The 15,481-nt window shown below is 69.2% G+C and carries 15 protein-coding genes and 1 pseudogene; 4 read left to right on the top strand and 12 right to left on the bottom strand.

Going from position 1 to position 15,481, the window contains the following annotated elements; genetic code table 11:
• Both VLG41_RS20435 and VLG41_RS20430 read right to left on the bottom strand, forming a co-directional pair.
• A pseudogene (locus VLG41_RS20435) lies at positions 1 to 643 on the bottom strand (hypothetical protein); the annotation flags it as partial.
• A gap of 216 nt (positions 644 to 859) precedes the next feature.
• A complete protein-coding gene (locus VLG41_RS20430; RefSeq protein WP_325351227.1) occupies positions 860 to 2,248 on the bottom strand; it encodes a hypothetical protein in 1,389 nt (462 codons plus the stop codon).
• 100 nt (positions 2,249 to 2,348) lie between these two features.
• Here VLG41_RS20430 and VLG41_RS20425 point away from each other — a divergent pair, with 100 nt between their 5' ends.
• The gene (locus VLG41_RS20425) at positions 2,349 to 3,671 is read left to right on the top strand and encodes a UDP-glucose/GDP-mannose dehydrogenase family protein (RefSeq protein ID WP_325351226.1); all 1,323 of its coding nucleotides are present in this window, start codon (positions 2,349 to 2,351) and stop codon (positions 3,669 to 3,671) included.
• Positions 3,672 to 3,738: 67 nt separating this feature from the next.
• Here VLG41_RS20425 and VLG41_RS20420 read toward each other — a convergent pair whose 3' ends face one another.
• The 7 genes from VLG41_RS20420 to VLG41_RS20390 form a co-directional block, all read right to left on the bottom strand.
• A complete protein-coding gene (locus VLG41_RS20420) occupies positions 3,739 to 4,335 on the bottom strand; it encodes a chromate transporter (RefSeq protein WP_325351225.1) in 597 nt (198 codons plus the stop codon).
• A 4-nt stretch (positions 4,336 to 4,339) separates the two neighbouring features.
• Complete coding sequence (locus VLG41_RS20415; protein ID WP_325351224.1) at positions 4,340 to 4,927, bottom strand: chromate transporter; 588 nt, start codon at positions 4,925 to 4,927, stop codon at positions 4,340 to 4,342.
• The gene (locus VLG41_RS20410) at positions 4,917 to 5,303 is read right to left on the bottom strand and encodes a response regulator (protein ID WP_325351223.1); all 387 of its coding nucleotides are present in this window, start codon (positions 5,301 to 5,303) and stop codon (positions 4,917 to 4,919) included. Before VLG41_RS20410 ends, VLG41_RS20415 begins: the two co-directional genes overlap by 11 nt.
• A gap of 24 nt (positions 5,304 to 5,327) precedes the next feature.
• Positions 5,328 to 6,572 carry a sensor histidine kinase gene (locus VLG41_RS20405; protein ID WP_325351222.1) on the bottom strand — a complete coding sequence of 415 codons (1,245 nt, stop codon included), beginning with the start codon at positions 6,570 to 6,572 and terminating at the stop codon, positions 5,328 to 5,330.
• A 128-nt stretch (positions 6,573 to 6,700) separates the two neighbouring features.
• A complete protein-coding gene (gene fabG / locus VLG41_RS20400; RefSeq protein ID WP_325351221.1) occupies positions 6,701 to 7,444 on the bottom strand; it encodes a 3-oxoacyl-ACP reductase FabG in 744 nt (247 codons plus the stop codon).
• 20 nt (positions 7,445 to 7,464) lie between these two features.
• On the bottom strand, positions 7,465 to 9,606 hold the full coding sequence (locus VLG41_RS20395) for a 3-hydroxyacyl-CoA dehydrogenase NAD-binding domain-containing protein (protein WP_325351220.1): 2,142 nt from the start codon (positions 9,604 to 9,606) through the stop codon (positions 7,465 to 7,467).
• A 4-nt stretch (positions 9,607 to 9,610) separates the two neighbouring features.
• Complete coding sequence (locus VLG41_RS20390) at positions 9,611 to 10,816, bottom strand: acetyl-CoA C-acetyltransferase (RefSeq protein WP_325351219.1); 1,206 nt, start codon at positions 10,814 to 10,816, stop codon at positions 9,611 to 9,613.
• A 163-nt stretch (positions 10,817 to 10,979) separates the two neighbouring features.
• Here VLG41_RS20390 and VLG41_RS20385 point away from each other — a divergent pair, with 163 nt between their 5' ends.
• The 3 genes from VLG41_RS20385 to VLG41_RS20375 all read left to right on the top strand — a co-directional run bounded on the left by VLG41_RS20385 (position 10,980) and on the right by VLG41_RS20375 (position 14,160).
• Positions 10,980 to 12,143, top strand: coding sequence for an acyl-CoA dehydrogenase family protein (locus tag VLG41_RS20385; RefSeq protein WP_325351218.1), 1,164 nt, complete (start codon positions 10,980 to 10,982; stop codon positions 12,141 to 12,143).
• Positions 12,144 to 12,229: 86 nt separating this feature from the next.
• Complete coding sequence (locus VLG41_RS20380) at positions 12,230 to 13,183, top strand: LysR family transcriptional regulator (protein ID WP_325351217.1); 954 nt, start codon at positions 12,230 to 12,232, stop codon at positions 13,181 to 13,183.
• On the top strand, positions 13,180 to 14,160 hold the full coding sequence (locus tag VLG41_RS20375; protein WP_325351216.1) for a LysR family transcriptional regulator: 981 nt from the start codon (positions 13,180 to 13,182) through the stop codon (positions 14,158 to 14,160). Before VLG41_RS20380 ends, VLG41_RS20375 begins: the two co-directional genes overlap by 4 nt.
• On the opposite strand, the gene VLG41_RS20370 is transcribed toward VLG41_RS20375, so the two are convergent.
• From VLG41_RS20370 to VLG41_RS20360, 3 genes are all read right to left on the bottom strand, one after another.
• The gene (locus VLG41_RS20370; protein ID WP_325351215.1) at positions 14,150 to 14,485 is read right to left on the bottom strand and encodes a hypothetical protein; all 336 of its coding nucleotides are present in this window, start codon (positions 14,483 to 14,485) and stop codon (positions 14,150 to 14,152) included. The genes VLG41_RS20375 and VLG41_RS20370 overlap by 11 nt on opposite strands.
• A 148-nt stretch (positions 14,486 to 14,633) precedes the next feature.
• Positions 14,634 to 15,260 (bottom strand): ABC transporter ATP-binding protein, encoded by a 627-nt coding sequence (locus VLG41_RS20365; RefSeq protein ID WP_325351214.1) that lies wholly within the window; start codon positions 15,258 to 15,260, stop codon positions 14,634 to 14,636.
• 12 nt (positions 15,261 to 15,272) lie between these two features.
• Positions 15,273 to 15,481 (bottom strand): general secretion pathway protein GspB (locus VLG41_RS20360; protein WP_325351213.1); only part of this gene is annotated, 209 nt, incomplete at its 5' end.

Genomic DNA, 15,481 nt, shown 5'->3' with positions numbered 1-15,481 from the left:
GGGTTGGGGTCGGCGCCGGAGCGGGCGGCGTGGGCGATGGTGCCGGGGCGGGCGGTGCCGGCGCCTTGATGGACTCCCACAGTTTGAGCAGGCTGCTCCAGGACCAGCCGCGGGCGGCGGCCGCTTCCATTTCGGCGGTCGTCGGGGCGACGCCGTTGGCCGGCGGCGGCGGTGCGCTGGTGGCGTTGTCGACAGCCGGCGCGGGGGCGGGCGAGGCCCCGGCGGTGGCGTCCGAGCCACCGCCACCACCGCAGGCGGTCAGGGCCACGCAGGTGAACAAGGCCGCCAGCATCGGGCGGTGAAAGTCCCGTTTGGCACGGGGATTAACCAATTCGATTTCCATGATGTTTGGCGTTCGCGATGAATTGAATTGAAAGTGTCCAATGCCCGGTGAATGGCACCCAAAAGCATTAATACCAAGGTATGGGGTTTCTTGTTTCGCCGTGATCTGTTGCACGTTTTTCGCCCCTTTGTCTTGTTTCTCGACGCCACTGCGAATGACTTTAGGGGGGCTGAAAGCGTGAAAAGCGGCACAGTTGATCGGCTGTTCAAAAACGGCGATGTGCGGAAGTGCACAGGAACGCGCGGCATTCAGCGGCCGATGGGTGGTATTTCCCGTACAAAAAGACACAAATTCACCCACCACTTCTTCGGCGGACCGAAGGCGCAGCAGGGCACGAAGGGAGTGGCTGATTCGGGTGAATCAGAGGTGTGCGATATCAGAAAATACCGTCAATGAATTATTGACGGTGAAATACCAATCACCGGCGTTTCAATGGGTAACTCGTGCGGTCCAATTCTTGGAATTGGATCGAGTTGCTTGTCACCGGATGTTGAAATCCGGTGACGAATTGTTAACTCAAGGGAGGAGCGCGCCCGGCGCGTAATGGCCGGCGCGCGATTGGCCGTTGAAATCGGTGGAAAGGCCGGCGGCAAGGGGCCCCGGGTTGGGCGCGTGTTGCCATTGCCATTGCAGGGCCGCGGCGGCGGCGGGGTCCAGCCATTGGCCAAGCGGCGTGGTGCCGCGCTGATCCACCTGGCTGCCGTCGCGCCGCCAGACGCGGCCTTCGACGAGGTTGCCGTCGAGTTCGGCGCGCGAGCCCGCCCGCACGGTGATGCCCGCCGTATTGATGAGGGTGTTGTGCACCACGCGCACGTTCACCCCCCGGTTCACGTCGACGCCCGCGTCGTTGCAATGCGCGATCACGTTGTTGGCGGCCAGGCCGTCGCGGTGTTCATGGGCCTGGCAGGTGCGGTCGCGGCAGACCTCGGGATCGGTGCCGCCGCCGCCCACCGAAATGCCGATGCGTTCGCCGGGCTGCGAAATGCCGGCGGGCGTGCAGACCAGCAGGTTGCGTTCAATGCGGATGCCTTCGCTGGCGCCCTTGGCGAACAGCCCGTAGGCCACGCGGTTGCCGTGCCGCTTCACGAAGTTGGTGACCCGGTTGTCGTGCACCCGCCAGCGGTGGGCGCCGACGAGGTCGAGCATCACCACCGGCTGGGCGGTGTCGCGCGGGCCGGTGTTGCTCAGTGTGTTCCAGGCCAGCTCGCCCCCATCGGGCCAGTGGCCGTGCTGGCCGTTGACCTTGATGTGGGCGTTGAAGTCGGTGATGCGGTTGTTGCGGATGCCGACCTGGGCGCCGCTCCCGATCACGTGCAAGGCGTGTTCGCAGTCGCCATGGCGGGCGCAAGTGCCCCGGATGTCCAGGTTCTCGAACACCCAGTGCGGCCGATCGACCCGGATGCCGTCCACCTGCGTGAAGCTGAACCACACCGTGCCCGGGCGTTCGGCGCGCAGGGCGATGGGCGCGTCGCTCCGGCCGTCGTGGCCCAGGCGCAGCGTGGCGTCAAAGGGGTAGAGCCCCGGCGCCACCACGATCTGCGTGCCCGGCGTGGCATTCAGCAAGGCTTCACGAATGGCCTGTGGGGTGTCGGCCACCAGCCGGCTCGAGAGCCCGGCGGGCGGGGGAAGGGCCTCGGGGCGCTGGCCTTTGCCCAGGTCGGGCAGGGGGCCCGGCGGCGGCTCGGGCTCCACCCGCGCGCGCAGGGCGTGCAGCGGCGGCAGCAGCCAGCGCTCCAGCCGCGGGTGCCCTTGCAAGCGGCGCTCGGTGTAGCGGATGAGCTCGTTGGGGCTGCGGCTGTTGGCCTGCTCCCACACGGCCTGCCCGCGGGCGGTGCCGAACAGCCAGGCCAGTGGCGCCAGTGCCAGCAGCATCAGCAGGCCGAGCGCCAGCGCGAACAGCTTCACGCGGCGTCGCCCATCGGGGGGAGGGTACGACGAAAGTGCCATATTCGTTCGCTATCATGCCGCGTCCCCGCCATGTGGGACTCACAACGAGGGAACCGCAATGAAAGTGACGGTGGTGGGAACGGGGTATGTGGGCCTGGTGAGCGGGGCCTGCCTGGCCGAGGTGGGCAACGACGTGCTCTGCCTCGATGTGAACCCCGAGAAGATCCGCATTCTGGAGTCTGGCGGCATCCCGATCTTCGAGCCGGGCTTGAAGGAGATGGTGGCGCGCAACGTGGCCGCCGGCCGCCTGCACTTCACCACCGACGTGGCGCGTGCCGTCAACCACGGCACCATCCAGTTCATCGCGGTGGGCACGCCGCCCGACGAGGACGGTTCGGCCGACATGCAGTACGTGCTGGCCGCGGCGCGCAACATCGGCCGCCTGATGACCGACTACAAGGTGGTGGTGGACAAGAGCACCGTGCCCGTGGGCACCGCCGACAAGGTGCATGCCGCCATTGCCGACGAGCTGGCCAAACGCGGCGTGAACACGCCCTACGCCGTGGTCTCCAACCCCGAGTTCCTGAAAGAGGGCGCGGCGGTGGACGACTTCATGAAGCCCGACCGCATCATCGTGGGCGGCAGCGACGAGCAGGCCATCTTCCTCATGCGCGCGCTCTACGCGCCCTTCCAGCGCAACCACGAGCGCCTGCTGGTCACCGACGTGCGCAGCGCCGAACTCATCAAGTACGCGGCCAACGCCATGCTGGCCACGCGCATCAGCTTCATGAACGAACTGGCCAACCTGGCCGAGAAGCTGGGCGCCGACATCGAGATGGTGCGCCAGGGCATCGGCTCCGACCCGCGCATCGGCTACCACTTCCTGTACCCCGGCGCGGGCTACGGCGGCTCCTGCTTCCCCAAGGACGTGAAGGCGCTGATCAAGACCGCCGCGAGCGACGCCGACCTCGACCTGAAGGTGCTGAGCGCCGTGGAGTCGGCCAACGACGCGCAGAAACAGGTGCTGGCGCGCAAGCTCAAGCAGCGCCTGGGCGCGGACCTCAAGGGTCGCCACATCGCGCTGTGGGGCCTGGCCTTCAAGCCCAACACCGACGACATGCGCGAGGCGCCGAGCCTGAGCTTCCTCGAAGAGGTGCTGGCCGCGGGTGCCACCGTGACGGCCTACGACCCGGCCGCCATGCACGAGGCGCAGCGCGTACTGGGCGACGAGCCGCGCGTGAGCTACGCCAAGACGCCCAACGAAACCCTGGACGGGGCGGACGCGCTGGTCATCGTGACGGAGTGGAAGGAGTTCCGCAGCCCGGACTTCGATCTCATCAAGGAGCGCCTGAAGCAGCCGCTGATCGTGGACGGGCGCAACCTCTACGACCCGGCCTTCGTGCGGCGCATGGGGTTCGATTACCTGCCCATCGGTCGCTGAGCGGCCGCTGAGCTCGTCCGCGGGGCCGCCATCGCGGCCCTTTTTCATGCCCGGGCGGACGGCTGGCTCAGATCCACCCCAGCGCCCCCAGCACGCCACCCGCGCCGATCAGCCACAGCAGGTGCACGCGCGTGCGCCACACGATCAGCGCCGCCACCGCCGTCAGCAGCCACAGCCGCCAGTCGCGCGCCGGCTGGTCGTGCGCGGCGGTGAGCACCCAGCCGGTGGCGATCAGCAGCGCGATCACGATGGGCGCCATGCCCGCCTTGAAGGCCCGCACACCGCGCCGCTCGCGGTGCCGGTGCGCCCAGCGCGTGGCGGTGTAGGTGAGCACGGAGGACGGCAGCAGGATGGCCACCATCGTCACCAGCACGCCGAACAGCCCCAGCGCCCAGGCCCGCCAGCCCATCGCCGGCCCGCCGGCGGCGTTGATGCCGATGTTGAAGCCGAGCAGGGCGATGAACAGCACATTGGGTCCGGGCGCGGCCTGCGACAGCGCGATCGAGGCCGTGAACTGCGGATCGCTGAGCCAGCCGTGTTCCACCACCAGGTAGCGGTGCATGTCGGGCGCCACGGTGATGGCACCGCCCACCGCGAGCAGCGAGAGCGTGAGGAAGTGGATGAACAGGTCCAGCCAGTCCACGGCCATGGGCAAGGTCGCCATGTGCTCAGCCCCCGGTGCGGCCCAGCTGGCGCCAGGCCCAGGCGCAGGCCAGCGTGCCCAGCCCCAGCAGCACCCAGGCCAGCGGCCAGCGCAGCAGGGCGATGGCCACGAAGGTGAGCGCGGCGAAGCCCGTGCACACGCTCAAGCCCATGACGTTGTTGCGCAGCGCTGTCACCAGCTTGAGCCCGGTGGCGGCGATCAGCCCGGCCGCCACCGCGCCCATGCCGCGCAGCGCGGCCTGCGCCTGCGGCAGTGTGGCGAGCTGGCTGTAGAGCACGGCGACCAGCAGCAAAAGCACCAAGGGCGCCACCAGCATGCCCGCCAGCGCCGACAGCGCGCCCGGCAGGCCGAAGTGCCGCCCACCGATCATCAGGGCCAGGTTCACCACGTTGGGGCCCGGCATGATCTGCGCGACCGCCCAGTCCTCGACGAACTGTTCGCGCGTGAGCCAGCGGCGCTTTTCCACCAGCTCGCGCTGCACCACGGCCAGCACGCCGCCAAAGCCCTGCAGGGCCAGCCAGGTGAAGGCGGTGAAGAGTTCGGTGCGCGAGCGCGGGCTCGCGAGGGTGCTGGCCGCTGGTTCAGTCGACACGGAGCATCTGGCGCACCACGTCGGCGGTGAGCGGCTTGGTCACGTAGCCCTGGATCACCGGCAGCTCGGCGGCGCGCTGGCGGTCTTGCGGCGCGTCGGACGAGGTGAGCATGAGCAGCACGGTGGCGGGCTTGCCTTCGAGCAGCCGCGTGGCCTGCTGCGCGACCTCGAAGCCGTCGAGCACCGGCATGTTGATGTCCAGGAAGATGCAGGTGGGCTGGGCGAGCGGGTCGTCGCGCAGGAATTTCAGCGCATCCACGCCGTTGTCGAAGATGCGTACCTCGCCGGTGAAGCCCGCGCGCCGGATCATGATTTCGTGGAACACGTTGTCGGCGTCGCTGTCGTCGATCAGGATGAAACGCGCGGGGGTGGCCATGCGGAGTCCTTGTCTCACACCTTCTCAGGCTCGGTCTGCCTGGGCAGGCAGGTGCAGGGTGAAGCGGCTGCCGACGTCGATGGACGACTCGAGCGTCAGGCTGCCCTGATGCAGTTCGGCGATGCGCTGGCAGATGGGCAGGCCCAGGCCCGTGCCGTCGTAGCGGCGGCGGTTGTGCAGGCGGTTGAACAGACCAAAGATGCGGCCCTGGTGCTCCTGCGCGATGCCCATGCCGTTGTCGCTGACGTGGATCTGATCGATGGCGCCACCGCGCGAGGCGCCCACCGTGACCACGGGAGGCACACCGGGCCGGGTGAACTTGAGCGCGTTGCTGAGCAGGTTGTGCAGCGCCACGCGCAGCAGGCCGGGGTCGGCCATTACCACGGGCAGGGCAGTGTCGATCTCGACCCGGCCCTGGCAGCGCTGCAGCACCGGCGCCAGGTCTTGCGTGACGCGCTGCGCCAGCGCGGCGGCGTCCACCGCCTCGATGCGCAGCGGGTGGGTGTCGAGCTGGGCGAACTCGACCAGATCGTCGAGCAGGCGGCCGATGCGCCGGCCGCCTTCGCGCACGAAGCCCAGGTAGCGCTGCGCAGGCGGCGCCAGTTCGGCCTGGTGGTCGTCCACCAGCAGCGCGGAGAAGTTGTTGATGGTGTTGACCGGCTCGCGCAGGTCGTGGGAGAGCATGTAGATGAAGCGCTGCTGCTCGACCGTCTTGCGCTCCAGCAGCGCGACGGTGCGGCTGAGGCGGACCTCGTTGCGCCGCAGTGTCTCGACGTCCTGGCTGCCCTGTTCGAGCAGCGTGGCCGCCAACCCGGCCAGGCGGCGCAGTCCCTCGACCTGCCCGGTGGACACGCGCCGCGTCTGCACGTCCATCACGCACACGGTGCCCAGGGCCAGGCCGTCGCGGGTGACGATGGGCGCGCCGGCGTAGAAACGCAGGTCGGGCTGCTCGCGCTGCAGGGGGTGGTCCACGAAACGCGGGTCGTGGCGCACGTCTTCGATCACCAGCACCTCGGCGGGCGCCTGGATGGCGTTCGAGCAGAAGCTCCAGTCGCGCGGGGTTTCGCTCAGCGGCAGGCCGATGCGCGCCTTGAACCACTGGCGCTCGGCGTCCACCAGCGAGACCAGCGCGATGGGGGTGTCGCACAGCGACTGCGCCAGCGCTGCGATGTCGTCGTAGGCGCGTTCGGGCAGGGTGTCGAGCACGCCCAATGCCCGCAGCCGCGCGAGGCGCGGGCCTTCGGTGGCGGGCGGCGAGGAGGGCGGCATGGGGGGTTGGGCGCGAGCAAAACCCCGATTTGTAACACGCTCGCCGGCACTTGGTGCAGGTTTGAGCGGTCTGCCTCCATGTGAGATTTTTCACATCCCCCAAATAGGGGATGCTGCCGCGACCGGCCTCAGACCGACATGCCGCCGCTCACCTCGATCACCGCGCCATTGACGTAGCTGGCGTCGTCGCTGGCCAGGAAGGCATAGACGCTGGCGATTTCCTCGGGCCGGCCCAGGCGGTGCAGCGGCACGCGCTGGCGCATCTCGTCCAGCACCTTGTCGGGGATGGTGCCGAGGATGGGTGTTTCGATGAAGCCGGGCGCGACCGCGTTGACCCGGATGCCCTTGGGGCCGAGTTCGCGCGCCCAGGTCTTGGTGAAACCGATGACGCCGAACTTGCTGGCGGCGTAGTTGGTCTGGCCGAAATTGCCGTACAGGCCCACCACCGACGAGGCGTTGAGGATCACGCCGTGGCCCTGGCGCACCATGGCGTCGGCCACGGACTGCGCGCAATGGAAGACGCCGCGCAGGTTGACGTCGATGACGCGATCGAATTGCTCGATCGTCATCTTCTGCAGGCGCGCGTCCTGCGTGATGCCGGCGTTGTTGACCAGCACGTCGATGCGGCCGTGGCGCGCCAGCACCTGGGCCACCACCGCGTCCACGCGCTCGCGCTCGGTCACGTCCAGGGCGTGGCCCTCGGCCGCGGCGCCCAGGGCCTGGCAGCGGCGCACGGCGGCGTCCACGGCCTCGGGCTTGAGGTCGGCGATGACGACGGTGGCGCCCTCGCGGGCGAAGGTTTCGGCGGTGGCCAGGCCGATGCCCTGGGCGGCGCCGGTGATGAGGCAGATCTTGTTGGAGAGGCGGGGCATCGTTTCGGGGAGTCAGGGGGTCAGTACTGGGGCTGGAAGCGGCGGATGGCGTCGCGCGCGGCACCGTCGAGAAGGAAGCCGCGGCCGAAGCGTCGCGCCAGCACGTCGCAGCGCCGCTCGAAGGCCTCGATGCCCTGGCCGTAGATGAACTGCAGCGCACCCCCCGTCCAGGCCGGAAAGCCGATGCCGAAGATGGAGCCGATGTTGGCGTCGTGCGCGCTGGTGAGCACACCCTCGGCCAGGCAGCGCGCGGTCTCCACCGACTGGCGGTAGAGCAGGCGGTCCTTCACGTCCTGCAGGTCCCACTGCAGGCGCGGGTCCTCGAACAGGCCCTTGAGTTCCACCCACAGGCGCTTGCGCTGGCCCGCCGGGTACTCGTAGAAGCCACCGCCCGAGGCGCGCCCGGCGCGCTTGAGCGTCTTCACCATGCGCTCGACCAGCAGTTCGCCCGAACCGGGTTCGTAGGACTTGCCCTCGGCCTTGAGGTCGGCGCGCGTCTGGTCCAGCACGTGCACCGCCAAGGACAACGAGGTCTCGTCCAGCACGGCCAGCGGGCCCACGGGCATGCCCGCCTGCACGGCGGCGTTCTCGATCACGGGCGCGGGAATGCCTTCGCCCACCATGGCCGCGCCTTCCATCACGTAGGTGCCGAAGGTGCGGCTGGTGTAGAAACCGCGCGAGTCGTTCACCACGATGGGCAGCTTGCCCAGCGCGAGCACGTAGTCGTAGGCGCGGGCGATCGTCTCGTCGTCGGTGCGCTGGCCGCGGATGATCTCCACCAGCTTCATCTTGTCGACCGGGCTGAAGAAGTGGATGCCGACGAACTTCTCGGGCCGCCGGCTGGCCTTGGCCAGGCTGGAGATGGGCAGGGTGGAGGTGTTGCTGGCGAAGAAGCCGCCGGGCGCGAGCTGCTCCTCGGCCTCGCGCGTGATCTGCGCCTTCACCTCGCGGTTCTCGTACACCGCCTCGATGATGAGCTCGCAGCCCTTGAGGTCCTTGGGGTGGTCGGTGGCCAGGATGCGGTCGAGCAGGCCGAGCTGCTCCTGGATGCTCATCTGCCCCTTGTCGACTCGCGCCTGGGTGAGCCGGTGGCTGTAGGACTTGCCCAGCTCGGCGTTCTCCAGGCTCACGTCCTCCAGCACGGTCTCGATGCCCCGGCTGGCCTGCGCGTGGGCGATGCCCGCGCCCATCATCCCCGCGCCCAGGATGCCCACCTTGCGCGGCACGAAGCGCGGGAAGTCCTTGGGGCGCGAGCCACCGCTGCGCACGGCGTTCATGTCGAAGAAGAACGCATTGATCATGTTCTTCGCCACCGGGCTCACCAGCAGTTGCGCCAGGTAGCGGCTCTCGATGCGCAGCGCCGTGTCGTAGTCGACCATCGCGCCCTCGACCATGGCGGCCAGCGCGGCCTCGGGCGCGGGGTACAGGCCCTGGGTCTTCTGCCGCAGCACGGCCGGCGCCACGCTGAGCATGCCCGCGATCTTGGGGTTGCTCGGCGTGCCGCCGGGCATCTTGTAGTCCTTCTCGTCCCAGGGGTGGCGGGCCTGCGGGTGGGCGCCGATGAAGGCCTCGGCCGCGGCGCGCAGGCTCAGCTCGTCGATCGCGAGCGCGTGCACCAGGCCCAGTTCCAGCGCCTCGCGCGGGCTGAACAGGCGGCTTTCCAGGATGTAGGGCTGAGCGCCCTGCAGACCCAGCAGGCGCGTCATCTTGGTGATGCCGCTGGCGCCCGGGATCAGGCCCAGCGTGATCTCGGGCAGGCCGAGCTGGATCTTCGGGTGGTCGATGGCGACGCGGTGGTGGCCCACCAGCGCCACTTCCCAGCCACCGCCCAGCGCGGCGCCGTTGATGCAACTCACCACCGGCACGCCCAGGGTTTCCAGCGTGCGGAAGTTCTTCTTGGTCTGTTCGATCTCGGCGTAGACCTGGCGCGCGTCGCTGGCCTTCAGGCGCATGGTGCCTTTCAGGTCGGCACCGGCGAAGAAGGTGCTCTTGGCCGAGGCCAGGATGATGCCCTTGATGAGCGCCTTGTCGCGCACCACCAGCCCCGTGACCGTGGTGAGGTCGCGCTGCCAGTCGGCGCACATGGTGTTCACCGGCGAGCCGGGCTCGTCGAAGGTGATGGTGGCGAGGCCGTCGTGCAGTTCGTAGCGGATCGTTTTCATTCGGTCAGACCCGTTCGATGATCGTCGCGATGCCCATGCCGCCGCCCACACACAGCGTGGCCAGGCCGCGCTTGAGGCCACGGCGTTCCAGCTCGTCCAGCAGGGTGCCCAGGATCATGGCGCCGGTGGCGCCCAGCGGGTGGCCCATGGCGATGGCGCCGCCATTCACGTTGACCTTCTCGTGCGGCACCCCCATCTCGCGCATGAACTTCAGGGGCACGGCGGCGAAGGCCTCGTTCACTTCGAACAGGTCGATGTCGTCCACCGTGAGGCCAGCCTTCTCGAGCGCCTTGCGGCTGGCCGGCATGGGGCCGGTGAGCATGATGGTCGGGTCCGCACCCGAGAGCGCGGCCGCGACGATGCGCGCCCGCGGCCGCAGGCCGTGGGCCTGGCCCGCCGCCTCGCTGCCGATCAGCACGGCGGCCGCGCCGTCGACGATGCCCGAGGAGTTGCCCGCGTGGTGCACGTGCTCGATGCGCTCCACCTGTGGGTAGCGCTGCAGGGCCACGGCGTCGAAGCCCATGCCGCCGAGTTGTTCGAACGCGGGCTTGAGCGAGGCCAGGCCCTCCATCGTCGTGTGCGGCTTGATGAACTCGTCCTCACCCAGCACGGTCTGGCCCAGCATGTCCGTCACGGGCACGACGGAGCGGTCGAAGCGTCCCTCGCCGCGCGCGCTGGCGGCCCGCCGCTGCGATTCGAGCGCGAAGGCGTCCACGTCCTCGCGCGAGAAGCCTTCGAGGGTGGCGATCAGGTCGGCGCCGATCCCTTGCGGCACGAACATGGTCGCGCTGTTGGTGGCCGGGTCCTGCGCCCAGGCGCCGCCGTCCGAGCCGATGGGCACGCGGCTCATGCTCTCCACGCCGCCGGCGACCACCAGATCCTCCCAGCCGCTGCGCACCTTCATGGCCGCCAGGTTCACCGCCTCCAGGCCCGAGGCGCAGAAGCGGTTGAGCTGCACGCCCGAGCAGCGCCAGTCCCAGCCGGCCTTGAGCGCGGCCACCTTGGCGATCACCGAGCCCTGTTCACCAATCGGCGAGACCACGCCCATCACCACGTCGTCCACCGCGGCGGTGTCGAAGTCGTGACGGCGCTGCAGCGCGCTCAGCGCGCCGGCCAGCAGGTCGATCGGCTTGACCTCATGTAGGCTGCCGTCCTTCTTGCCCTTGCCACGGGGCGTTCGGATGGCGTCGTAGATAAAGGCTTCGCTCATGGTGATGACCTCCGCGCAGCGCGCTGCGGTGCGAGCGCCTTCGGAACGGCCGGGCGGCGCTCATGGTGTTTCCTCGGTGGTGACCGATACCTCGGCCCAGTATATTGACTTTCGCCAAGCAACTGCTTGCCAAAAATCCCCCATCCGTCCAGTCGGTGACAGCATGATCGAACGAACCCTCTTCAACAGCGACCACCAGGCTTTCGCCGACGCCTTTCAGCGTTTCGTCGACAAGGAGATCGCCCCCTTCCACGAGGCCTGGGAGGAGCAGGGCTACGTGGACCGCGAGGTCTGGCGCAAGGCCGGCGCCAACGGTTTCCTGTGCCCCTCGATGCCCGAGGCCTATGGCGGCGCGGGCGCCGACCGCTTGTATTCGGTGGTGCAGATGGAAGCGCTGGCGCGCGGCGGCTTCAGCGGCATCGGCTTCGGGCTGCACAGCGAGATCGTGGCGCCGTACATCCTGCACTACGGCACCGAGGCGCAGAAACAGAAGTACCTGCCCCTGCTGGCCAGTGGCCAGATGGTTGGCGCCATCGCCATGAGCGAGCCCGCCGCTGGCAGTGACCTGCAGGGCATCAAGACCAACGCCATCGCGCAGCCGGACGGCAGCTACCGCCTCAACGGCAGCAAGACCTTCATCACCAACGGCTGGCACGCCGACCTGGTGATCGTGGTGGCCAAGACCGACCCCGCGGCCGGCGCCAAGGGCACCACACTGCTGCTGGTGGAGCGCGGCATGCCCGGCTTCGAGACCGGCAAACGCCTGAAGAAGCTGGGCCTGAAGGCGCAGGACACCTCGGAGCTGTTCTTCAACGACGTCGCGGTGCCGGCCGGCAACGTGCTCGGCGGGGCGGACTTCCTGGGCCGCGGTTTCGTCTGCCTGATGGAGCAACTGCCCTGGGAACGCCTGCAGATCGCCATCGGCGCGGTGGCGGCGGCGCAGGCCGCCATCGACTGGACGGTGCAGTACGTGAAGGACCGCAAGGCCTTCGGCACGACGGTGGCGGCCTTCCAGAACACGCGCTACACCCTGGCCGAGCTGCAGACCGAGGTGCAGGTGGCGCGCGTCTTCGTGGACAAGTGCTGCGAGCTCGTCAACGAGAACCGGCTCGACTCGGCCACCGCCAGCATGGCCAAGTACTGGTGCAGCGACCTGCAGTGCAAGGTGATGGACGAGTGCGTGCAACTGCACGGCGGCTACGGCTTCATGTGGGAATACCCCATCACCCGCGCCTACGCCGACGCCCGCGTGCAGCGCATCTACGGCGGCACGAACGAGATCATGAAGGAGCTGATCTCGCGGCAGATGGGGCTGGGCGGGCGCTGAGGGGCCGCCGTCCCGGGCCTGTCACCTGTTCCGGGGGCGTTCGGTGTAGGCTGTCGCCCGGACGGTCGTTGCCGGAGCGGGTGGCTATGAAGAACGCCGACATGAGGCAGTTGGAGTTGATGTGCGCGCTCATCGAGACGCAAAGCCTCAGTGAGGCCGCTGCCCGGCTGGGCATGACGCCGTCGGCGGCGAGCCAGTCGCTGAGCCGGCTGCGCGCGGCGATCGGCGAAGACGTGTACGTGCGGCACGGCAAGGCCTACCAGCTGACGCCCCGCGGTCATCAGGTCCTGGGCGGCCTGCGGACCATCGTGACCCGTTGGCGCGAGGCGCTCCAGGCGATCGAGCGCTTCGAGCCGTCCGAATGCAGCCTGCGTTTTGCCGTGTCCTGCGTGGGTCACAGCGTCACGCCCGACCTCGTGCGCCTGCACGCCGACTTGCGCGAAGAAGCGCCCCTGGCCCGGCTGGACTTTCAGGTGCCGCTGCACCACGAGGTGGACATGCACGCGCTGCGCACCGGCAAGATCGACGTGCTGTGCGCCAGCGCACCGCCGCCGGTCGATGCGCGCGACTTGCACAGCGAACGCCTGTGCTCGCACCCATTGACCCACGTGCTGCTCAGCGACACCCACCCGCGCATCGGCAATCGCCTCTCGCTCACGCAGTACCTGAGCGAAGAGCACCTGGTGGCGCACTACCGCAACCTCGACCCGGCCTCGCGCAGTCCGATCGATGCCGCCTTGCTCGCGCGGGGGCATTCCATGCGCCGTTCGACCTACGTGCAGTCGCTCTGGGTTTGCCTGAACATGGTGGCGCGGTCGGCCTTTCTCATGACCATGTCGGCCGATGGCGCCGACCGGCTGGCGCGGCAGGTGCGTGGTCTGCGCCCCCTGCCGCTGCCACCCGACATGCCCGCCGTGCACAGCGAGCTGCACATGATCTGGCATGAACGCACGCACCGCAGCCAGCCGCACCGCTGGCTGCGCGAACGCCTGCGCGAGGTGTCGCGATCGGCGGTCAACGAGACGGTGGAGGCGTCGTGAGCTCGGTGGACATGCGGCAGCTGGCCTTGGTGGTCGCATTGGTGGACACCCAGAGCCTGAGCCAGGCGGCGGAACGGCTGGGCCTCACGCCATCGGCGGCCAGCCAGTCGCTGCAGCGGCTGCGCGAATCGTTCGGCGACGAACTGGTGGTGCGCCAGGGCACGGGCTACCTGCCCACAGCCCCTGGGCAAAGGGTGCTGGAGTCGTTCCGGGAAATGGTGCAGTTGTGGCACGAAGCGAGTTCGGGCGGCTCGTTCTTCGATCCGGCCAGCAGCGACGCGCACTTCTGCGTCGCCTGTGTCGACGGCCTGGTGGAGATCGACCTTGACGCCTGCTACGGCGCCATCGTGACGCGGGCGCCGAGGATCCGGCTGGACGTGCGCGAGCCCGATCTGGAGTCGGGCGGCTACGTCGGCTTGCACGCGTCGAGCATCGACGTGTTGCTGACCACCGTGGCGCCGCCCGGCGACGCCCAGGACCTGCACGCCGAGCGCCTGCCGGACGCCGTGTTCACCCATTGTTGCCTCAGCGTGTCGCACCCCCGCATCGGGGGCACCTTGTCGATGCGCGAGTACCTGGCCGAGCACCACCTGCTGGCCTCCGCGACCGTCCGGCTCAACGCCACGGGGTCTGCCACCGATCAGTGGCTCGTGCGCGCCGGCTACGGTGCGCGCACCAGCAGCTCGGTGTACCCCGTGTCGCGGCTGGCGTTCATCCTCTCCACCACGGATCGCCTGGCCACGGTGTCGGCCCACCAGGGGGTGGTGCTGCGCCGCCACGCCGATGGCCTGCGGCTGTTGCCCCTGCCACCCGAGCTGCCCCGGTCGCGGTCATCGCGCTACATGGTGTGGCACCACCGCACGCACCACAGCCCCCCGCATCGTTGGCTGCGGGAGCGGCTTCGAGAGTACGCGGTGGCCGACGCCGGCCCGGGGGAACGGGCTGAGCCGCCCGAGGCGCCTGAGCTCAGCGCATGAGGCGGTAGAGCTCGTGCAGGCGCAGCACGGCGATCGCGGGGCCACGGGTTCTGACCATGAGGTCGAAGCACTCGAAGAACAGGTCGCGCAGGGACTCGGGGTCGGTCGTGGAGATCAGCGTGGTGTAGAGGGCCTGGTCGGCGGGTTCCAGGTAGTTCACGTAGTGCCCCATGGTCTGCACGATGGTGGTGCGCGCGCGCTCCATGGCGTCAGCGGGGGACTCGTGCTCCGCCGTTTCGTGGCGGGGGGCGAGTTGCCAGCGCGCCATCAGCATGTCCAGCATGGACGAGGTGGATGGCAATGCGGCAACGGTGGCGTGGCTCATGCGTGACTCCTGGATTCCTTCGGGCGCCGGGGACCAGGTGACCGGTGGATCGGCTCTGGCGGTGGCGTGGACGCGAATCTAGGCGCGCAAGTCCCCGCTGTCGATTTCGAAGTTAGCAAGGACGATTAAGCGGAGCTAAAAAAACGCTTCAGGGGGCGCCCAGGGCCACCACCCGACTCCCCGGGGTATCCGGCGGGGCGTCGTGGTCCGCTGCCACCCAGGCGCGGCCGGGGTGGTCGGCCACATCCGCGAGGCAATCGGCCAGAAAGCGGGCCGACGGCGCGTCCAGCGCCGCGAAGGGCTGGTCGATGAGCGTGACGGGCGCGCCCGCGGCCAGCGCGGCCGTGAGCCAGACCTTGCGCCGGCTGCCCGTGGAGAGCATGTACAGCGGCTTGTGCAGGTGCTCGGCCAGGCCGAAGCCGTCCACCAGATCGGCCAGGGCCGCCTCGCTCAGGCGGGGCCAGTGGCTGGCCAGGCCCTCCAGGTAGCCGGCGGCGGGCAGGGCGTCGTGCGCCTCGGTCTGGGGGTCGATCCAGAACACCTGGCGGCGGTAGGCCGCCGGGTCGTCGTGCAGCCAGTGGCCGTTTGCCCACAGGCGCCCGGCCTGGGGCGCCAGCGCGCCGGCCAGCAGCGCGAGCAAGGTGCTCTTGCCGCTGCCGTCCTCGCCCGTGAGCCAGGTGAGGCCCGGGCCGAGCGCCAGGGAGGTGCCGTCGAACAGCGGGGCCGTGCCCGGCCAGGCGAAGCGCAGGTCTTCGGCGCGCATCAGGGCGGTCATGGTGGGCGTGCGCTAGTACGGCAGGCGCAGCCGCTGGCCCTGGTGGACGATGACGGCGCTGCGCGGGCCGATCGACTCCAGCCTGAGCCCGGGGGCGATGTCCTGGCCCTCCTGCAGCACCTGGCCGTCGACGATGAGCATGCGCAGGGCGGGGTTCTCGGCGTAGGTGGTGCCGCTGACTTTGAGCGGTGGCAGGGCGGCGCGCGCGGTGGGGTTGAGGT

The organism is Hydrogenophaga sp. (assembly GCF_035481345.1).
Taxonomy (GTDB): domain Bacteria; phylum Pseudomonadota; class Gammaproteobacteria; order Burkholderiales; family Burkholderiaceae_C; genus Hydrogenophaga.
Note: the sequence above shows the minus strand (reverse complement) of the source record. Positions and strands in the feature narration are given on the sequence as shown.